The following is a 17,470-nucleotide window of genomic DNA, read 5'->3' on the forward strand; positions in this document are numbered from 1 at the left end:
CACCCTGCAAGCTGCTCTGGCTCAAGGGTTTGGTTCAGGTGCGTTGGCGTAGGCGGTTGATCGTGGCAGGATGGCGAGGTTATCGACCGAGACTTTTTGACCATGCCGCCATCCCAAGCCAAGAATCTGTCCCTGATCGCCGCCATCGACCTGGGCTCCAACAGCTTCCACATGGTCGTCGCCAAGGCCCAGAACGGGGAAATCCGCATTCTTGAGCGGCTCGGCGAGAAGGTCCAACTGGCCGCCGGTATCGACGAAGAGCGCAAGCTGAGCGAAGAATCCATCCAGCGCGGGCTCGACTGCCTCAAGCGGTTTGCCCAACTGATCAACGGTATGCCCCTGGGCGCGGTGCGGATCGTGGGCACCAACGCCCTGCGCGAGGCGCGCAACCGTGGCGAGTTCATCCGCCGCGCAGAAGAAATCCTCGGGCATCCGGTAGAAGTCATTTCCGGCCGTGAAGAAGCCCGCCTGATCTATCTGGGCGTTTCCCATACCTTGGCCGACACCCCAGGCAAGCGCCTGGTGGCGGACATCGGTGGCGGCAGTACCGAATTCATCATCGGCCAGCGCTTCGAACCTCTGCTGCGCGAAAGCCTGCAGATGGGCTGCGTCAGCTACACCCAGCGTTATTTCCGCGACGGCAAGATCACCCCGGCCCGCTATGCCCAGGCCTATACGGCGGCGCGCCTGGAGATCATGAGCATCGAGCACGCCCTGCACCGCCTGACGTGGGATGAAGCCATTGGCTCCTCGGGCACCATTCGCGCCATTGGCCTGGCCCTCAAGGCCGGCGGGCATGGCACCGGCGAGGTCAATGCCGAGGGCCTGGCCTGGCTCAAGCGCCGGGTGTTCAAGCTCGGCGATGCCGACAAAATCGATTTCGAAGGCATCAAGCCCGACCGCCGGGCGATTTTCCCCGCGGGCCTGGCGATCCTCGAGGCGATTTTCGACGCCCTCGAATTGCAGCGCATGGACCACTGTGAAGGCGCCCTGCGCGAAGGCGTGCTGTATGACCTACTGGGGCGTCATCATCACGAAGACGTGCGCGAGCGCACCCTTGGCTCGCTCATGGAGCGTTATCACGTCGACCTGGAGCAGGCCGCACGGGTCGAACGCAAGGCGCTGCATGCCTTCGACCAGGTGGCCGACGACTGGGACCTTAACGACGGGGTCTGGCGCGAGTTGCTGGGCTGGGCCGCCAAGGTCCATGAAGTGGGCCTGGACATTGCCCACTATCATTACCACAAGCATGGCGCCTACCTGATCGAACACTCCGACCTGGCGGGCTTCTCCCGGGAAGACCAGCAGATGCTCGCGCTATTGGTGCGTGGCCACCGACGCAATATTCCCAAGGATAAATTTGCCGAGTTCGGCGATGACGGCATCAAGCTGATTCGCCTGTGCGTGCTGCTGCGCTTCGCGATCCTGTTCCACCACATCCGTGGCACCCAGGAAATGCCCCAGGTCGCCCTGCATGCCGACGGCGATCAACTGGACGTGATGTTCCCCGACGGATGGCTGGAAGAAAACCAGCTGACCCAGGCCGACTTCGCCCAGGAAGCCGACTGGCTCACCCGGGTCGGGATTGTGCTGAACATTCACTGAGCCCCGCCACAACACAGATCTATTGTGGTGAGGGGATTTATCCCCGTTGGGCCGCGAAGCGGCCCCAAAGAGTTGGAAGGTAATCAACCTGACACAACTGGCCCGCAGGTTTCAGGGCTGCTTCGCAGCCCAGCGGGGCGGTGCGACGTTTCGCTAAATCCCCTCGCCACAGATATCCTTAAACCATCAGAACTGCATCACCCCAACCTTAACGAACCGCCAACACCGGACTGCTCAAGCGCTCCAACAACGTCGCCTGGGCGCTGCGCGGGTTCTGGTTGCCGGTCGGGGTGTTGCGGATGTAGCGACCATCCGACTGCAGGCTCCAGCTGTGGGTGTTGTCGGTGAGGTAGCTTTCCAACTCCTTCTTGACCCGCAGGATCAGCTTCTTGCCTTCCACCGGGAAGCAGGTCTCGACCCGCTTGTCGAGGTTGCGCTCCATCCAGTCGGCACTGGACAGGAACATCTGCTCCTCACCGCCGTTGAGGAAGTAGAACACCCGCGTATGCTCCAGGAAGCGCCCGATGATCGAGCGTACATGGATGTTGTGGGACACCCCCGCAATGCCCGGCCGCAAGCAGCACATGCCACGCACCACCAGGTCGATGCGCACGCCCGACTGGCTGGCCTTGTACAACGCACGAATGATCTTCGGGTCGGTTAGCGAGTTGAACTTGGCAATGATGTGGGCCGGTTTGCCGTCCAAGGCGAACTGCGTTTCCCGGGCGATCATGTCGAGCATGCCCTTTTTCAGGGTGAACGGCGCATGCAGCAGTTTCTTCATGCGCAGGGTCTTGCCCATGCCGATCAACTGGCTGAACAGCTTGCCGACGTCTTCGCACAAGGCATCGTCAGAGGTCAGCAGGCTGTAGTCGGTGTACAGGCGGGCGTTGGCAGCGTGGTAGTTGCCGGTGCCCAAGTGGGCGTAACGCACGATCTCACCGGCTTCACGCCGCAGGATGAGCATCATCTTGGCGTGGGTCTTGAAGCCGACTACGCCATAGATCACCACCGCACCCGCCGCCTGCAGGCGGCTGGCCAGTTGCAGGTTGGATTCCTCGTCGAAGCGCGCGCGCAATTCGATCACTGCCGTGACTTCCTTGCCGTTTCGCGCCGCGTCCACCAGGGCATCGACGATTTCCGAGTTGGCGCCGCTGCGGTACAGGGTCTGGCGCACCGCCAGGACGTGGGGATCCTTGGCGGCCTGGCGCAGCAGGTCAACCACCGGTGTGAACGACTCGAACGGGTGCAGCAGCAGGATGTCCTGCTTGCTGACCACGCTGAAAATGTTCTCGCTGTTTTGCAGCAGTTTCGGGATCTGCGGCGTGAACGGCAGATATTGCAGCTCCGGATGGCTGTCCAGGCCGGTGATGCTGAACAGTCGGGTCAGGTTGACCGGGCCGTTGACCTGATACAGCTCGGTCTCATGCAGGTTGAACTGCTTGAGCAGGTAATCGGACAGGTGTTTCGGGCAGGTATCGGCCACCTCCAGGCGCACCGCATCACCGTAGCGACGGGAGAACAGCTCGCCGCGCAGGGCGCGGGCCAGGTCTTCGACGTCCTCGGTGTCCACCGACAGGTCGGCGTTACGCGTCAAGCGGAACTGGTAGCAACCTTTCACCTTCATGCCCTGGAACAGGTCATCGGCATGGGCGTGGATCATCGACGACAGGAACACATAATTGTCGCCAGGGCCACCGACGTCTTCCGGCACGCGGATGATCCGCGGCAGCAGGCGTGGCGCCGGAATGATCGCCAGGCCGGAATCGCGACCGAAGGCGTCGATGCCCTCCAGCTCGACGATGAAGTTCAGGCTCTTGTTGACCAGCAGCGGGAACGGGTGTGTCGGATCGAGACCGATCGGCGTGATGATCGGTGCGATCTCGTCGCGGAAATAGCGGCGCACCCAGGTCTTGATCTTGGTGTTCCAGTAGCGCCGACGGATGAAGCGCACCTGGTGCTTTTCCAGCTCCGGCAACAGGATATCGTTGAGGATCGCGTATTGCCGGTCCACATGGCCGTGGACCAGCTCGCTGATGCGCGCCAGGGCCTGGTGCGGTTGCAGGCCGTCGGCACCAGCCTGTTCACGGGCGAAGGTGATTTGCTTCTTCAGCCCGGCGACGCGGATTTCGAAAAACTCATCCAGGTTGCTGGAAAAGATCAGCAGGAACTTCAACCGCTCCAGCAGCGGGTAGGACTCGTCCAGCGCCTGCTCCAGCACGCGGATGTTGAACTGCAGTTGCGACAGCTCCCGATGGATGTACAGGCTGCTGTCATCCAGGTTGGGAATCACAATCGCCGGGGCCGGTGCGGGCTCGACGACAGCTGGGGCAGCAGGCTCCAGCGCCGGCGGTGTCTCGGCAATCTGCTCGACCACGGGTTGAGCGTCTTTTACGGCAACTTCGGAGAGTCCTTCGGTATTCATCGCAAGTTCCTGGGAGGCTATTTCTGCTCTCGTAACAATTGGGCGGCGCGCACGGCAAAGTAAGTCAGGATGCCATCAGCCCCTGCGCGCTTGAAAGCGGTCAAGGACTCCAGGATCACCCCTTCGCCCAACCAGCCGTTCTGGATCGCGGCCATGTGCATCGCGTACTCGCCGCTGACCTGATAAACAAAGGTCGGCACTTTGAATTCGTCTTTGACCCGGCAAAGAATGTCGAGGTAGGGCATGCCAGGCTTGACCATGACCATGTCTGCCCCTTCTGACAAGTCAGCCGCCACTTCGTGCAAGGCTTCCTGACTGTTGGCCGGGTCCATCTGATAAGAGGCCTTGTTGGCCTTGCCCAGGTTCAGGGCCGAGCCGACCGCGTCGCGGAACGGACCGTAATAGGCGCTGGCGTACTTGGCCGAGTAGGCCATGATCCGCACGTTGACGTGACCGGCCACCTCGAGGGCTTCGCGGATCGCCTGGATGCGCCCGTCCATCATGTCCGACGGCGCCACGACCTGGGCGCCGGCCTCGGCGTGGGACAGGGCCTGCCTGACCAGTGCATCGACGGTAATGTCGTTCTGCACGTAGCCTTCTTCATCGAGGATACCGTCCTGCCCGTGGGTGGTGAACGGGTCCAGCGCCACGTCGGTGATCACCCCCAGCTCCGGGAAGCGCGCGCGCAAGGCGCGGGTCGCGCGCTGGGCGATGCCTTCCGGGTTCCAGGCTTCGGCAGCGTCCAGGGACTTGAGTGTCGGCGGCGTGACCGGGAACAGCGCCAGCGCCGGAATGCCCAGCTCGACCCAGTGGGCGGCTTCTTCGAGCAGCAGGTCGATGGTCAGGCGTTCCACCCCGGGCATCGATGCCACCGCTTCGCGACGGTTCTCACCGTCCAGCACGAACACCGGCAGGATCAGGTCATTGGTGGTCAGCACGTTTTCACGTACCAGCCGACGAGAGAACTCATCACGACGGTTGCGGCGCAGGCGGGTAGCAGGGAACAGACGATTGGCGGGGGTAAAGCTCACGGCAGACTCCTGAGCCCGTGCTGACGGGCGAGCGTGACAGTTATAAGCGCCCATTATGACGAAGACATTACAGTTATGTGCACCTGCGTCCGGTCGTCGCAGTTATTGTCATTGTAGGAATTGTTCACGTCGAGACACATTTCGATACTTTCCTGAATGTGCCTGAAGGGTTAGGCTGCGCGTTCATTTCGCCAGCACCCAGACAATGCTCCAACAATTTCTGCATGACTTCGGCTACTTGGCCCTGTTTATCGGCACGTTCTTCGAAGGCGAAACTATCCTCGTGCTCGCAGGTTTCCTGGCGTTCCGTGGCTACATGGACATCAACCTGGTGGTCGTCGTGGCGTTCTGCGGCAGCTACGCGGGCGATCAGCTGTGGTATTTCCTGGGACGCAAGCACGGGCGCAAGCTGCTGGCCCGCAAGCCGCGCTGGCAGTTGATGGGGGATCGGGCGCTGGAGCACATCCGCCGGCATCCGGACATCTGGGTCCTGAGTTTCCGTTTTGTCTATGGCCTGCGCACGGTGATGCCGGTGGCGATCGGTCTGTCAGGCTATCCGCCGGGTCGCTACCTGTTGCTCAACGGCATCGGTGCGGCGATCTGGGCCACGGCGCTGGCTGCGGCCGCGTACCACTTTGGCGCAGTGCTCGAAGGCATGCTGGGCAGCATCAAGAAGTATGAATTGTGGGTACTCGGCGCACTGCTGGTGCTGGGCCTGGTCTTGTGGCTGCGCCGACGCATCAAGAATGCGCGCCTGGCCAGGAAAGTCCTCGAAGCCGAGCGCCTGGAGCAAGCCAGGTCCGGCGAACCTACGACGCCAACCGAGTAAACCGGGTACGGCAGCAATATAGCCCGATGCCGCTGAGCAGGCTGTAGCTGAGCAGCCCGGCCCAGGCCACAGGGTTGGCCGGCCACAACCCGGCCAGTGGCGCCAGCCATACCAGCGGCAGGTTCGAGGCCAGCCGCAACAGCTCCAGCCGCAACGCCCACGGGCGATTCTCCAGGGCCACGCCCAACACGAACAGACCGAACGCCACCGCGCCCCAACCCAGCATCAGGGCGACGACCGGCAGGCTGGCTTCAAGGTTCATCAGATAACTGCCCAAGGCAATGTAGGCGCAGAACTGCAGCCCCAGGTACCACTGCTGGCGAGCATCCAACGGCACGTCGAATTTGCGGAACTGGCTCAAGTCCGACTTGTTCAGCGGGTACCTGGCCGCGACGTCCGCCGGACGCCAACCGGTGGGCATGAACCAGATCCGCAGCTTGTCCCACCAACGCCCGGCCCGCCTGGCATCGGCCCACAGCTGCGCATAGAACTGCAGGTTGGCCCACAACGGATTCCAGCTCTCCAGCGGCGTGGTCACGCCGAAAATCACCGGTTCGTTGACGTCTTCTTCCTGGAAGGTGCCAAACAGACGGTCCCAAATAATGAACACCCCGCCGTAGTTGCGATCCATGTAGAGAGGGTTCTGTGCATGGTGGGCACGATGATTGGACGGCGTAACGAAGCACCACTCCAGCCAACCGAGCTTGGGAATGTGCTGGGTGTGGACCCAGAACTGGTACAGCAGATTCAACGCCGCGACGCTGACGAAGACCACCAGTGGCACACCCAGTACGGCGAGCGGGACGTAGAAGATCCAGCTCAACAGGAACCCGGTGCTGGTCTGGCGCAACGCGGTGGACAGGTTGTAGTCCTCGCTCTGGTGGTGCACCGAATGGGCGGCCCAGAGGATGTTGCGTTCATGGCCCATGCGGTGCAGCCAGTAATAGCAGAAGTCGTAGAGCACGAAGGCAAACACCCAGGCCCAGGCCCGGTCGGCAGGCAGTTCGATGACGGCCAGGTGTTTCAGCGCAAAGGCGTAGGTCAGCAGCCCCACGCCTTTGGTCAAGAGGCCCGTTGTGGTCGACAGCACGCCGGTGCTCAAGCTGTTGATCGCGTCGGCCACACGGTAGTGGCTCACGCCCCGCCAGCGATCAGCCAGCAACTCGACGGCGATCAGCACGAAGAAGAACGGCACGGCATACAGGATGAAGTTCATGACGCAACCCGGGCATGCGAGGCAGGGAGATAGTCGGCAGATTAGGTGTAGCTGCCCGATCCCCCTATGGCAACGAGTGACAAATTAGTAGACATTTAACGCCATGAATCTGGAGAAAAGCCCATGAGCAAAAAAATTGCAGTGATCCTTTCCGGCTGTGGCGTCTATGACGGCGCCGAGATCCACGAAAGCGTGATCACCTTGCTGCGTCTCGATCAGCGTGGGGCTCACGTCCAGTGCTTCGCCCCCAACATTGCCCAGTTGCATGTGATCAATCACCTGACTGGCGAGGAAATGCCCGAGAGCCGCAACGTGTTGGTGGAATCGGCGCGGATCGCCCGGGGCAAGGTGAAGGACTTGCGTGAAGCCAGGGTCGAGGATTTCGACGCCTTGATCGTACCCGGTGGTTTTGGCTCGGCGAAAAACCTCTCCAACTTTGCCATTGAAGGCGCGGCTTGCACGGTCCAGCCAGAGGTCCTCGCGCTGACCGAGGCCTTTGCCGAGGCCGGAAAACCGGTCGGGCTGATCTGCATCTCCCCGGCCCTGGCGGCGAAAATCTACGGCCCGGGCGTGGTCTGCACCATCGGCAACGACGTCGACACTGCCGCCGCTGTGACCAAAATGGGGGGTACTCACGAAGAGTGCACCGTCACCGACATCGTTGAAGACCGAGCGCGCAAACTGGTCAGCACCCCGGCCTACATGCTGGCGCAAAACATCAGCGAAGCGGCTTCCGGCATCAACAAACTGGTGGATCGGGTGTTGGAATTGACGCACGAGAACGACGCCTGACCCCACCACCACTAACCCTGTGGGAGCGAGCTTGCTCCCACAGAGGTTTGGGCATGATTCAAGGCAATCGGGTCAGGCGCGTCAGGATCCGATCCAGGGCATTGGCGAACCCCTGTTTGTCCCGCTCGCTGTAGGCCGCCGGGCCGCCGCCCATGTGGCCCTGTTCACGCAGATCAGTGAACAGGTTGCGCACCGCCAGCCGATCGCCCATGTTTTGCGCATCGAACTCCTTGCCGCGCGGGTCCAGGGCCGCGACGCCCTTCTTCACCAACCGGTCGGCCAAGGGCACGTCGCTGCAGATCACCAGCTCACCCGGCTCGGCGTGCTCTACCAGGTAATCGTCCGCCGCATCAGGGCCACTGGGGACCACGATCAGCTTCACACAAGCCAGGGCCGGCTTGATCTGCGGCTGACCGGCCACCAGCACCACCTCGAACCGGCGCTTCAGGGCGAACTTGATCACCAGTTCTTTCGCCGTCTTGGGACAGGCATCGGCGTCGATCCATACGCGCATTGGGGTTGTTCCTCTTTAAATGCATCAAATGCATCGCGAGCAAGCTCGCGCCCACAAGGACAGCCTACATCCTGTGGGAGCGAGCTTGCTCGCGATCATGAGCGCAGCGAACGCTTTTCAGGAAACCTGGACCCGACGCTTCTCCACCACCCAACTGCGTCCATACAGCACCATGATCGCCAGGATCGCCACCACTTGAGCGGCCAGCGAATAGGCATCGGCATGAATGCCCAACCAGTCGAAGTCGAAGAACGACACCGGATGGGTGCCGAAGATCCCGGCTTCCTGCAACGCCTTCACGCCGTGACCGGCGAATACCACCGACAGCGCGCACAACAACCCGGCGTTGATACTGAAGAACAGGGCCAGGGGCAGTTTCGCCGAGCCGCGCAGGATCACCCAGGCCAACCCCACCAACAACACCAGCGCCGTCGCGCCGCCGGCCAGCACCGCGTTGTGCCCGGCGGGGCCCGCTTGCAACCACAGGGTTTCGTAGAACAGGATCACTTCGAACAGTTCGCGATAGACCGAGAAGAACGCCAGGATCGCAAAACCAAACCGACCACCGCCGCCCACCAGGCTGCTCTTGATGTAGTCCTGCCAAGCCGCTGCGTGGCGACGGTCGTGCATCCACACACCCAGCCACAGCACCATCACACTAGCGAACAACGCCGTCGCGCCCTCAAGCAACTCACGCTGGGCACCGCTGACGTCAATCACATACGCCGCCAGGCCCCAGGTCGCCAGGCCGGCCAACAGCGCCAGGCCCCAACCGACGTTGACGCTGCGCACCGCCGACTGCTGGCCGGTGTTGCGCAGGAACGCCAGGATCGCCGCCAGCACCAGGATCGCTTCCAATCCTTCACGCAGCAGGATCAGCAACCCGGAGATGTAGCTCAGCGACCAGCTCAAGCCATCGCCGCCCAGCAGGCCGGCTGACTCCTTCAACTTGGCCTTGGCCGCGTCCAGACGCTGTACCGCCTGCTCCACCGGCAAACCATCCTGCAAAGACTGACGGTAGGCCATCAGGGACTTTTCGGTGTCCTTGCGCACGTTGGCGTCGACGTTATCCAGCGAGCTTTCCACCAGCTCGAAACCTTCCAGGTAAGCGGCTACCGACAGATCGTAGGCCTGGTCGTGGTCACCGGCACGGTACGCCGCGATGCTTTTATCCAGGGTGGCCGCCGTGTAGTCGAGCAACTGCGCCGGGCCACGTTGCACCTGCGGCGGCTGGGCACGCTGGGCACGGAACGTCGCCGCTGCTGCCGGGCCTTGTGCGGCGAGGACTTCGGCAGGGGTCTGGCGCGCCAGGTCAGCGAGGTTGAAGACCTGTTCACTTTTGGCCGCGGCCGGGTCCGCGCTGAAGCTGGCGATGTAGGTCGCCAGGTCCCAGCGCTGACGGTCGTCGAGCTGATCGGCGAAGGCCGGCATATCGGTGCCTTCGATGCCCATGCCGATGGTGTTGTAGATCGCATAGAGACTCAGGCGATCCAGGCGCTGGGCGTCCCGCATGTTGGCGGGCGGCGGTTCCAAGCCGACACCGGCAGGACCGTCGCCGGCACCGTTGGCTCCGTGGCACACCGAGCAATTCTGGGCATACAGCGGCGCACCGCGGGAGGGATCGGGGGTGATCACCGGCGCCTGGCTGACTTCATATGCCACCGCCAGCTTGGCCCCCAGTTGCCGCGCCAGGCGCGCGACGTCGCCGCCGTCCTGGCGCTGGGTGATCGCGCCGCGCAAGGTGTCGATGCCCTGGGTCAATTCAGCCTTTTCCGGTTTGGCCGGCAGCCCGGCGATCAACCCGGCCAGCACCTGAGTGAATTCCAGTTGCTCGCGGTATTCCCCGTCCTCGATGACCTTGCCTGCCTCGACCGTCGCCGGGTAATCCGCGCCGATGTAATCCAGCAAATGCAGCGCCTGGGGGGCGCCCTCGACGGTGTCGGCCAGCAGCGAGGTGCTGCACAGCGCAAGCAATGGCAGTGCAAGCCAGGCCAGGAAACGGAACGGCGCAGTCATGAATGACTCTCGATTGGTAATAAGAAGTAACACATTGTTCACTTCCAATGACTTTGGCTCAAGAGCCGATGTGCTTTGACGACACATTTTCATCGGATTGCTGACTTGGAGGTGATGTCACAAAAACAGCATTTCGAGATTGAAAAGCCATTACATAGCTAAGCGCCATGTTTATAATCGCGCCGCCTTCTTATTGTTCGATGGCATAAAAGCTCCTCTTCTTATGAGGAACCGACAGCGTCCCGACGTTTGTCCGTGGGATCGCCCCAGCCCGACCCGCAAACCCCGGCTGTTTCTCAGGGAAGAAATGTTCATGGCATCCCGTGCCGTTTTTTCGATCGCCCTCGGTGCGATCACCTTGGTGTCCGGCTGTTCGGCCTTTCGCAACTACGACAGCGAATTGGCCCAGACCAACCAGCAACTGGCTTCCGGCAACGTCGACGCCGCATTGACGCTGCTGGAAAAGAACAACACCAGCCAGGACAAGGACCTGCTGTATTACTTCGAGAAAGGTGAGCTGCTGCGCGCCAAGGGCGACCTGTCCGGCAGCCAGACGGCCTGGACCAGCGCCGACCAACAGGTTGGCCAATGGGAAGACGCGGTCAAACTCGACACGGCCAAGTACCTGGCCCAGTTCGGCAGCTTCCTGGTCAACGATAAAGTCCGCCGCTACGAGGGCTATGACTACGAAAAAGTCATGCTGACCACGCAGATGGCCCTGAATCTGCTGGCCGTGAATGACTTCGACGGTGCGCGGACGCAAATCAAGAAGACCCACGAACGCGAAGCGGTGATCGCCGACCTGCGGGACAAGGAATACCTCAAGCGCGAGGAAGACGCCGAGAAGCAAGGGGTCAAGACCGAATACAAGGACCTCAAGGGTTACCCGGTGGCCAGCCTCGACGCTCCGGAAGTGGTCAGCCTGAAGAACAGTTACCAGAGCGCGTTCAGCCATTACCTGGCCGGCTTCGTCTATGAAGCCCTGGGTGAAAAGGACCTGGCCGCACCGGGTTACCGCAAGGCCGCCGAACTGCGCCCTAACACGCCGCTGCTGGAACAGGCGCTGCTCAACCTCGTCAAACCTGCCGCCAAGAACGATGACAGCGACATCCTGATCGTGGTGCAGAGTGGCCTGGCACCGTCCCGGGACTCGATCCGCATTCCCCTGCCCTTGCCGATCAGCGGCAACCTGGTCATCACGCCGCTGTCGTTCCCGCTGATCAAGCCTGACACCTCTACCGCCACCTTCAGCCAGATCGGCGTCGACGGTCGCCAGTTGGACCTGACCCAGCTCAACAGCACCACCGCCATGTCCCGCCGCGCCCTGCGCGACGACATGCCGGGCATCATCCTGCGCACCACCGTGCGCGCCGTCACCCGTGGCGTGGCGCAAAAGCAGATCAACGACACCAATCCCCTGGCCGGCCTGGCCGTCGGCCTCACCTCGGCCGTACTCGAAGGTGCCGATACCCGAACCTGGCGCACCCTGCCCGACTACACCCAGGTGGTGCGCCTGCGCCTGAAGAAAGGCGAGCACCAGGTCACCTTGCCAAGCTCGGTGGGCGGCTCGGTGGTCAAGGTCACCGTCGACCAGCGCTACCAGGTCATCAGCCTGCGTGCGGTGGGTAATCAGGTGTTCGCCGGTGGCCTGGCTGCCCAGGTGATGCCAAGCGCCAACCCGACTGCCATTGCCCTCAAGCAACCTTAAGAACGGAGTCTTGTTCACATGCGTTTAAAACTGATCGCCGTTGGCGCCCTGGCCTTGCTGGCCGGTTGCGCCACCCCGCCACCACCGGAGCCGGGCAGCGCCGCCAGCAAGGTCGTGGCGATGGGCAAGACCAAGAACATTGTGGTCGGCGCCATGCGCGTGGCCCGGGAAAACGGCTACATGACCGTCAATGTCCAGTTGAGCAATACCAGCTACAACAACAAGACGATGTATTACCGCTTTGCCTGGCTCGGGCCGGAGGGCTTTCCGATCGCCGAGGAAGAAACCTGGAAAAGCCTGACGCTGTATGGCGAACAGACCAGCTTCCTGCCGGCCATCGCACCGACACCCAAGGCCGTGGATTTCCGTTTGGAAATCAATACCCCTTGAGCCGGATCCCGGTCGGTCAAGCCAACACCAGGCCTGTGGTGAGGGGATTTATCCCCGCTGGGTTGCGCAGCAGCCCTCAAACCGACGGACTCGGTATGTCAGGTAGATTTCATTCAGTTTTTTGGGGCTGCTACGCAGCCCAGCGGGGATAAATCCCCTCGCCACAAAAACCCTTTATGCAGCAATTTGAGAGCACCCACATGTTCGTACGCATTTCCTCCATCGCCCTCGCCGCCCTGCTGGTCAGCGGTTGCGCCAACAACTCGCCGGTCCTGGGCAACAAGAACATCAGCTACGGCGACACCAAGGCCGTGGAAACCGTGACCAACGAGTTCGGTTCCACCGACCTGCAAATGATCGCCGAGTCCATGACCCGCTCCCTGGCCCAGTCCGGCATCCTGCAGGGTCGCCCGGTGGTCCAGGTCTATGACGTGAAGAACAAGACCAGCGAATACATCGACACCCGCGAAATCACCACCAGCATCAAGACCCAGTTGATGAAGACCGGCGCTGCTCGCTTCGCCAGCGACAACACCGCCATGGACAGCCAGGTCGATCAGCTCAAGCTGCAGAACCAGAGCGGCCTGTACAAGAAAAGCACCGTAGCCAAGACCGGCAACATGATCGCTGCCAAGTACCGCCTCGAAGGTTCCATCAGCTCGATCGTCAAGCGCAGCAGCGACTACAAGGACGTCTTCTACAAATTCAGCCTGCAATTGATCGACGTCGAAAGCGGTCTGGCCGAGTGGATGGACGAAAAAGAAATCCGCAAGACCACGGAGCGTTAAGCCATGCGCACATGGATAGGCATCATGGCCTTGGCTTGCGCATTTGGCGCGCAGGCGGCCCCGAAAGTCGCAGTGACCGACCTTGCATACCAGGAGCGGGTGGAGGAATACATCCACACCGTCTCAGCGCAGAGCAACTTCCAGGCGAACCCTTACAGCGCCAGCGCTTCCTCGAGCTACGACGAGATGGAAGCCACCAGCAGCTATATCGAGCAGGGCGAACTGCGCAAGTTCACGGGCGACATCAAGGGCGAGATCCTGCGCAGCGGGATGTTCCAGCTGGTGCAGGGCACCCCGCACACCGCGTCGTCCAAGGGCGACGTCTATGACGTGATCAAGCGCATCAAGGCCGGGAACTTCAAGGGTGCCGACTATGTGCTGTTCGGCACGGTGTCGGACATCGACTTCACCCGCGACATCAACGAGCTGGCCAATACCGACAGCTATTCGGCCGTACTGGCGCTGACCTTGGTGGCAGACTTCAGTCTGATCAACACCAAGACCTACGAAATCACTTCAGCCTTTACGGCCATGGGCGAAGGCCAGGACACCAAGTTGTTGAACCACCGGGACGTGCACATTAGCCTCAACCGGCCGCGGGTGGTGCGCGATGTGTCCAAGGCCCTGGGGGAAGACGTGGCGCGGCAACTGAGCGAACAGCTCGGCGGCCCGAGCTATCAACAGCCCAGCGAGCCGGTGCAGCGCAACAACCTGCCACGGGATACGGCGCCGGTGATCCTGCACTGAGCCACGCCGCTCGGTAAATGCTTAGATACTTCTGTGGCGAGGGGATTTATCCCCGCTGGGCTGCGAAGCAGCCCCAAGAATTTTGCGAGTGCTGCGCACTCGAGCGGGGATAAATCCCCTCGCCACAGGTGTTGTGTACAAGCCCGCTACACCGCAGCCTTGCGAATCGTCGCGAGCAAGCCCGCCGCGCCGATGAACAGGCCAGCAAACGTGCGGTTCATCCGCCGTTGCTGCTTCGGTGTGCGCAACAGGCGCAGGACTTTGGACGCCAGCCCGGTGTACCCGGCCATGACGATGAGGTCGACGACGATCATGGTGACGCCCAGGATCAGGTATTGCTGGATCAACGGGGCATGGGGATTGATGAACTGTGGCAACACCGCCAGCATGAACACCAGCGCCTTGGGGTTGCTGATGTTGACCAGGAAGCCGCGAAACACCAGCGCCAAAGGATTACCGATAGGCCGCACGACGGAATCATCGCTGATATCGCCAGGGATGGCTCGCCACTGTTTGATACCCAGGTAAACCAGATAGGCCACGCCGAACCACTTGATCGCATAGAACGCGGTGGCCGACGCCGTGAGGATAGCGCCAACACCGGCGGCGACGATCACGATTTGCAGCGCCAGGCCCAGTTGCAGGCCCAGGGCATTCCAGTAACCGCGCCAAAACCCGTAGCGCAAGCCACTGGACATCGATGCAATGGCACCGGCGCCCGGGGAAAGACTGATCACCCAACAGGCGGCAAAAAACGCCAGCCATGTTTCCAGCAACATTGCACACCTCGGCTCGGATTCGTCGAAAACGACTAAGCTAATGCGCCGCTGAAGGATTGACCATCGCTTTTTTGCAAAAAAAAACCAATCGACGAGGCCGGATTATTCGACGAATCCACCCACCGGAAACGCTTCGCTGCCGCGCCAGCGCCTTACCGAACGCTGGAAGAACAGGCTGTTGGGTACTTGCACCATGGCACTGCCGGTGCCGAGTTCCTCGGGTTCGATCAGCGTGGTGTACAGCAGATTGATCGCCACCACGCGTCCTTTGATTCCAGGCTTGTCGGTGGTGTCCACCAGTTCGACCACATCGCCCAGGCGAAACGGTCCGACGGTGTAGATCAACACGGCGCAGAACAGGTTGGACAGCACGCTCCAGATGGCGAAGAACGCCACCGCCGCCACCGCCACGAAACCCGAGATCGCCGTCCAGAGTACCGTGGCCGAGACACCCAGGCGCTCCAGCGCCACCAGTACGGCGCTGCCCATGATCAGCCAGCGCAGCACACCGCGCAGGATGATCACCAATTGCGTCGGCAGTGGGTAGCGCTCGCCGAGGCCCGTGAGCGCACGCGCAACGAACCGCTGGGCGACATATCCCACCAACAGGATCAGCAGGATTTGCGCACCCAGCCAGATCGGCTCGATCCACATGACGGGTATAGGCAACGCCAACGCTTCCATCAGGACAACGCCTCCAGCTCCGCTTGCAGGTTTTCCAGCAGTTCCAGCGCTTGCATCCAAGCCTCCTCGAGTTCCGCTTCCCGAATTTTCAGCTTGGCCTGCTCGGCCAGCAGGTCGCGCAACTCATCTTTGCGCGCCGCCTCGTAGAGACCACTGTCGCCAAGGCTGGTTTCGATCTTTTGCAGTTTTTCATGCAGCTTGCCCAACTCGGCTTCGAGTTTGTCGGCCTCACGCTTGTGCGGCGCCAGTTGCTGGCGCAATGCGGCGGCGGCCTGGCGCTGGGCTTTCTTGTCGGTCTTGTCCGGGTTGACCGGCGTACTGCTGACCGGCGCGTTGCGCTGACGGTATTCCACCAGCCAACGGGCGTAGTCTTCCAGGTCGCCGTCGAACTCCTCGACCTTGCCGTCGGCCACCAGGAAGAAATTATCCGTGGTGCTCTTGAGCAAATGCCGATCGTGGGACACCACCAGCACCGCGCCACTGAATTCCTGCAAGGCCATGGTCAGGGCCAGGCGCATCTCCAAGTCCAGGTGGTTGGTCGGTTCGTCGAGCAGCAACAGGTTCGGCCGGCCCCAGGCGATCAGTGCCAACGCCAGGCGTGCCTTTTCGCCACCGGAGAAATTCAGCACCGGCTCGTCGATGCGCGCCCCGCGGAAATCGAACCCACCGAGGAAATCCCGCAGGGTCTGCTCGCGCTCGGTCGGTGCCAGGCGTTGCAGGTGCAACAGCGGGCTGGCCTTGGAATCCAGGGAGTCGAGCTGGTGCTGGGCGAAATAGCCAACGACGGTGTTTTCACCTCGGGTCAAGCGTCCAGCCAATGGTTGGAGTTCGCCGGAGAGGTTCTTGATCAGGGTCGACTTACCGGCACCGTTGGGGCCCAGCAGACCGATCCGCGCACCCGGGGTCAGTTGCAGCTTGACCTTCTCCAGCACGGTCTTGTCGCCATACCCCAGGCGCGCGTCGGACAGGTCGATCAACGGGCTGGAAATCTTGGTCGATTCGCGGAAGACAAAATCGAACGGCGAATCGACGTGGGCCGCCGACAGCTCTTCCATGCGCTCCAGTGCCTTGATCCGGCTCTGGGCCTGGCGGGCCTTGGTGGCCTGGGCCTTGAAGCGGGCGATGTAGCTTTCCATGTGCGCACGTTGCGCCTGTTGCTTCTCGTAGGCCTGCTGTTGCTGGGCCAGGCGTTCGGCACGCGCGCGTTCGAAGGCGCTGTAGCCGCCGCGGTACAAGGTGAGCTTGCGCTGATCGACATGGGCCACGTGATCCACCACCGCGTCGAGGAAATCACGGTCGTGGGAAATCAGCAGCAGCGTGCCCGGGTAACTCTTGAGCCAGTCTTCGAGCCAGATGATGGCGTCGAGGTCCAAGTGGTTGGTCGGCTCATCGAGCAACAGCAGATCCGAAGGACACATCAAGGCTTGGGCCAAGTTCAGGCGCATCCGCCAGCCACCGGAGAAGTCCCCGACCTGACGATCCATCTGCTCATTGGTAAAGCCCAGGCCGGCGAGCAATTTGCGCGCACGAGCATCGGCGGTGTAGCCGTCGGCACTGTCGAGCTCCGCGTGCAGACGGGCCTGTGCGGCACCGTCGTGGGCCGCTTCGGCCGCCGCCAGGTCGCGTTGCACCTGGCGCAGGCGCAGGTCGCCATCGAGCACGTAGTCCACCGCCAGACGCTCGAGGGTGTCGACCTCCTGGCGCATGTGGGCGATGCGCCAATCAGCCGGCAACAGGCAATCACCCGAGTCCGGGTGCAGCTCGCCTCGCAGCAAGGCGAACAGGCTCGATTTGCCGGCGCCGTTGGCACCGATGAGGCCGGCTTTGTGGCCGGCGTGCAGGGTCAGCTCGGCGTCTTCTAGCAGACGTTGCGGGCCACGCTGTAAAGTCAGGTTCTGAAGTCGGATCATAATGGCGGCGGAGTCTACCAGCTTCGCTCGCAACTG

General features: G+C 61.9%; 15 protein-coding genes. 7 read left to right on the forward strand and 8 right to left on the reverse strand.

The features are described 5' to 3' along the window. Positions 1–102: 102 nt before the first annotated feature. Entirely contained in the window at positions 103–1,605 is a 1,503-nt protein-coding gene (gene ppx, locus BT116_RS10305; protein WP_072342993.1) for an exopolyphosphatase, read from the forward strand. 208 nt (positions 1,606–1,813) lie between these two features. On the opposite strand, the gene ppk1 is transcribed toward ppx, so the two are convergent. Both ppk1 and hemB read right to left on the reverse strand, forming a co-directional pair. Beyond that, complete coding sequence (gene ppk1, locus BT116_RS10310; RefSeq protein ID WP_072342996.1) at positions 1,814–4,030, reverse strand: polyphosphate kinase 1; 2,217 nt, start codon at positions 4,028–4,030, stop codon at positions 1,814–1,816. A gap of 17 nt (positions 4,031–4,047) precedes the next feature. Next, entirely contained in the window at positions 4,048–5,061 is a 1,014-nt protein-coding gene (gene hemB / locus BT116_RS10315; RefSeq protein ID WP_063323855.1) for a porphobilinogen synthase, read from the reverse strand. Between the two features lie 205 nt (positions 5,062–5,266). Here hemB and BT116_RS10320 point away from each other — a divergent pair, with 205 nt between their 5' ends. Beyond that, entirely contained in the window at positions 5,267–5,890 is a 624-nt protein-coding gene (locus tag BT116_RS10320) for a DedA family protein (RefSeq protein WP_003206742.1), read from the forward strand. Here BT116_RS10320 and BT116_RS10325 read toward each other — a convergent pair. Beyond that, entirely contained in the window at positions 5,871–7,106 is a 1,236-nt protein-coding gene (locus tag BT116_RS10325; protein ID WP_072342999.1) for a sterol desaturase family protein, read from the reverse strand. The genes BT116_RS10320 and BT116_RS10325 overlap by 20 nt on opposite strands. A 123-nt stretch (positions 7,107–7,229) precedes the next feature. Between BT116_RS10325 and elbB the strand changes: the two genes are divergently transcribed. Beyond that, positions 7,230–7,898, forward strand: coding sequence for an isoprenoid biosynthesis glyoxalase ElbB (gene elbB, locus BT116_RS10330; protein WP_072343002.1), 669 nt, complete (start codon positions 7,230–7,232; stop codon positions 7,896–7,898). A gap of 58 nt (positions 7,899–7,956) precedes the next feature. On the opposite strand, the gene BT116_RS10335 is transcribed toward elbB, so the two are convergent. Together BT116_RS10335 and BT116_RS10340 are read right to left on the reverse strand one after the other, a co-directional pair. Continuing rightward, positions 7,957–8,412, reverse strand: coding sequence for a YaiI/YqxD family protein (locus tag BT116_RS10335; RefSeq protein ID WP_072343005.1), 456 nt, complete (start codon positions 8,410–8,412; stop codon positions 7,957–7,959). A gap of 117 nt (positions 8,413–8,529) precedes the next feature. Next, complete coding sequence (locus BT116_RS10340) at positions 8,530–10,428, reverse strand: cytochrome c/FTR1 family iron permease (RefSeq protein ID WP_072343007.1); 1,899 nt, start codon at positions 10,426–10,428, stop codon at positions 8,530–8,532. 313 nt (positions 10,429–10,741) lie between these two features. On the opposite strand from BT116_RS10340, the gene BT116_RS10345 reads away from it, so the two are divergent. From BT116_RS10345 to BT116_RS10360, 4 genes are all read left to right on the forward strand, one after another. Further along, positions 10,742–12,136 (forward strand): COG3014 family protein, encoded by a 1,395-nt coding sequence (locus BT116_RS10345; RefSeq protein ID WP_072343193.1) that lies wholly within the window; start codon positions 10,742–10,744, stop codon positions 12,134–12,136. 18 nt (positions 12,137–12,154) lie between these two features. Next, a complete protein-coding gene (locus BT116_RS10350) occupies positions 12,155–12,526 on the forward strand; it encodes a YcfL family putative periplasmic lipoprotein (protein ID WP_003206754.1) in 372 nt (123 codons plus the stop codon). Between the two features lie 200 nt (positions 12,527–12,726). Beyond that, entirely contained in the window at positions 12,727–13,314 is a 588-nt protein-coding gene (lpoB, locus tag BT116_RS10355; RefSeq protein WP_072343012.1) for a penicillin-binding protein activator LpoB, read from the forward strand. A gap of 3 nt (positions 13,315–13,317) precedes the next feature. Then, positions 13,318–14,061 (forward strand): penicillin-binding protein activator LpoB, encoded by a 744-nt coding sequence (locus BT116_RS10360; RefSeq protein WP_072343015.1) that lies wholly within the window; start codon positions 13,318–13,320, stop codon positions 14,059–14,061. Between the two features lie 146 nt (positions 14,062–14,207). Here BT116_RS10360 and rhtB read toward each other — a convergent pair whose 3' ends face one another. The 3 genes from rhtB to BT116_RS10375 form a co-directional block, all read right to left on the reverse strand. Beyond that, positions 14,208–14,840: a homoserine/homoserine lactone efflux protein gene (gene rhtB / locus BT116_RS10365; RefSeq protein WP_072343018.1), complete on the reverse strand. Its 633-nt coding sequence runs from the start codon at positions 14,838–14,840 to the stop codon at positions 14,208–14,210. A 102-nt stretch (positions 14,841–14,942) separates the two neighbouring features. Further along, a complete protein-coding gene (locus BT116_RS10370) occupies positions 14,943–15,524 on the reverse strand; it encodes a mechanosensitive ion channel family protein (protein WP_072343021.1) in 582 nt (193 codons plus the stop codon). Beyond that, positions 15,524–17,434, reverse strand: coding sequence for an ATP-binding cassette domain-containing protein (locus BT116_RS10375; RefSeq protein ID WP_072343024.1), 1,911 nt, complete (start codon positions 17,432–17,434; stop codon positions 15,524–15,526). The genes BT116_RS10370 and BT116_RS10375 overlap by 1 nt, the downstream gene beginning before the upstream one ends. Positions 17,435–17,470: the final 36 nt, after the last annotated feature.

It is taken from the genome of Pseudomonas sp. NFACC16-2, assembly GCF_900119205.1.
GTDB classification, from domain to species: Bacteria; Pseudomonadota; Gammaproteobacteria; order Pseudomonadales; family Pseudomonadaceae; genus Aquipseudomonas; species Aquipseudomonas fluorescens_Q.

Bases quoted from the DNA above. Each gene is read 5' to 3' on its own strand.
- ppx (WP_072342993.1), top strand. From the start codon at position 103: ATGCCGCCATCCCAAGCCAAGAATCTGTCCCTGATCGCCGCCATCGAC.
- ppk1 (WP_072342996.1), bottom strand. From the start codon at position 4,030: ATGAATACCGAAGGACTCTCCGAAGTTGCCGTAAAAGACGCTCAACCC.
- BT116_RS10320 (WP_003206742.1), top strand. From the start codon at position 5,267: ATGCTCCAACAATTTCTGCATGACTTCGGCTACTTGGCCCTGTTTATC.
- BT116_RS10325 (WP_072342999.1), bottom strand. From the start codon at position 7,106: ATGAACTTCATCCTGTATGCCGTGCCGTTCTTCTTCGTGCTGATCGCC.
- elbB (WP_072343002.1), top strand. From the start codon at position 7,230: ATGAGCAAAAAAATTGCAGTGATCCTTTCCGGCTGTGGCGTCTATGAC.
- BT116_RS10335 (WP_072343005.1), bottom strand. From the start codon at position 8,412: ATGCGCGTATGGATCGACGCCGATGCCTGTCCCAAGACGGCGAAAGAA.
- BT116_RS10340 (WP_072343007.1), bottom strand. From the start codon at position 10,428: ATGACTGCGCCGTTCCGTTTCCTGGCCTGGCTTGCACTGCCATTGCTT.
- BT116_RS10345 (WP_072343193.1), top strand. From the start codon at position 10,742: ATGGCATCCCGTGCCGTTTTTTCGATCGCCCTCGGTGCGATCACCTTG.
- BT116_RS10350 (WP_003206754.1), top strand. From the start codon at position 12,155: ATGCGTTTAAAACTGATCGCCGTTGGCGCCCTGGCCTTGCTGGCCGGT.
- lpoB (WP_072343012.1), top strand. From the start codon at position 12,727: ATGTTCGTACGCATTTCCTCCATCGCCCTCGCCGCCCTGCTGGTCAGC.
- BT116_RS10360 (WP_072343015.1), top strand. From the start codon at position 13,318: ATGCGCACATGGATAGGCATCATGGCCTTGGCTTGCGCATTTGGCGCG.
- rhtB (WP_072343018.1), bottom strand. From the start codon at position 14,840: ATGTTGCTGGAAACATGGCTGGCGTTTTTTGCCGCCTGTTGGGTGATC.
- BT116_RS10370 (WP_072343021.1), bottom strand. From the start codon at position 15,524: ATGGAAGCGTTGGCGTTGCCTATACCCGTCATGTGGATCGAGCCGATC.
- BT116_RS10375 (WP_072343024.1), bottom strand. From the start codon at position 17,434: ATGATCCGACTTCAGAACCTGACTTTACAGCGTGGCCCGCAACGTCTG.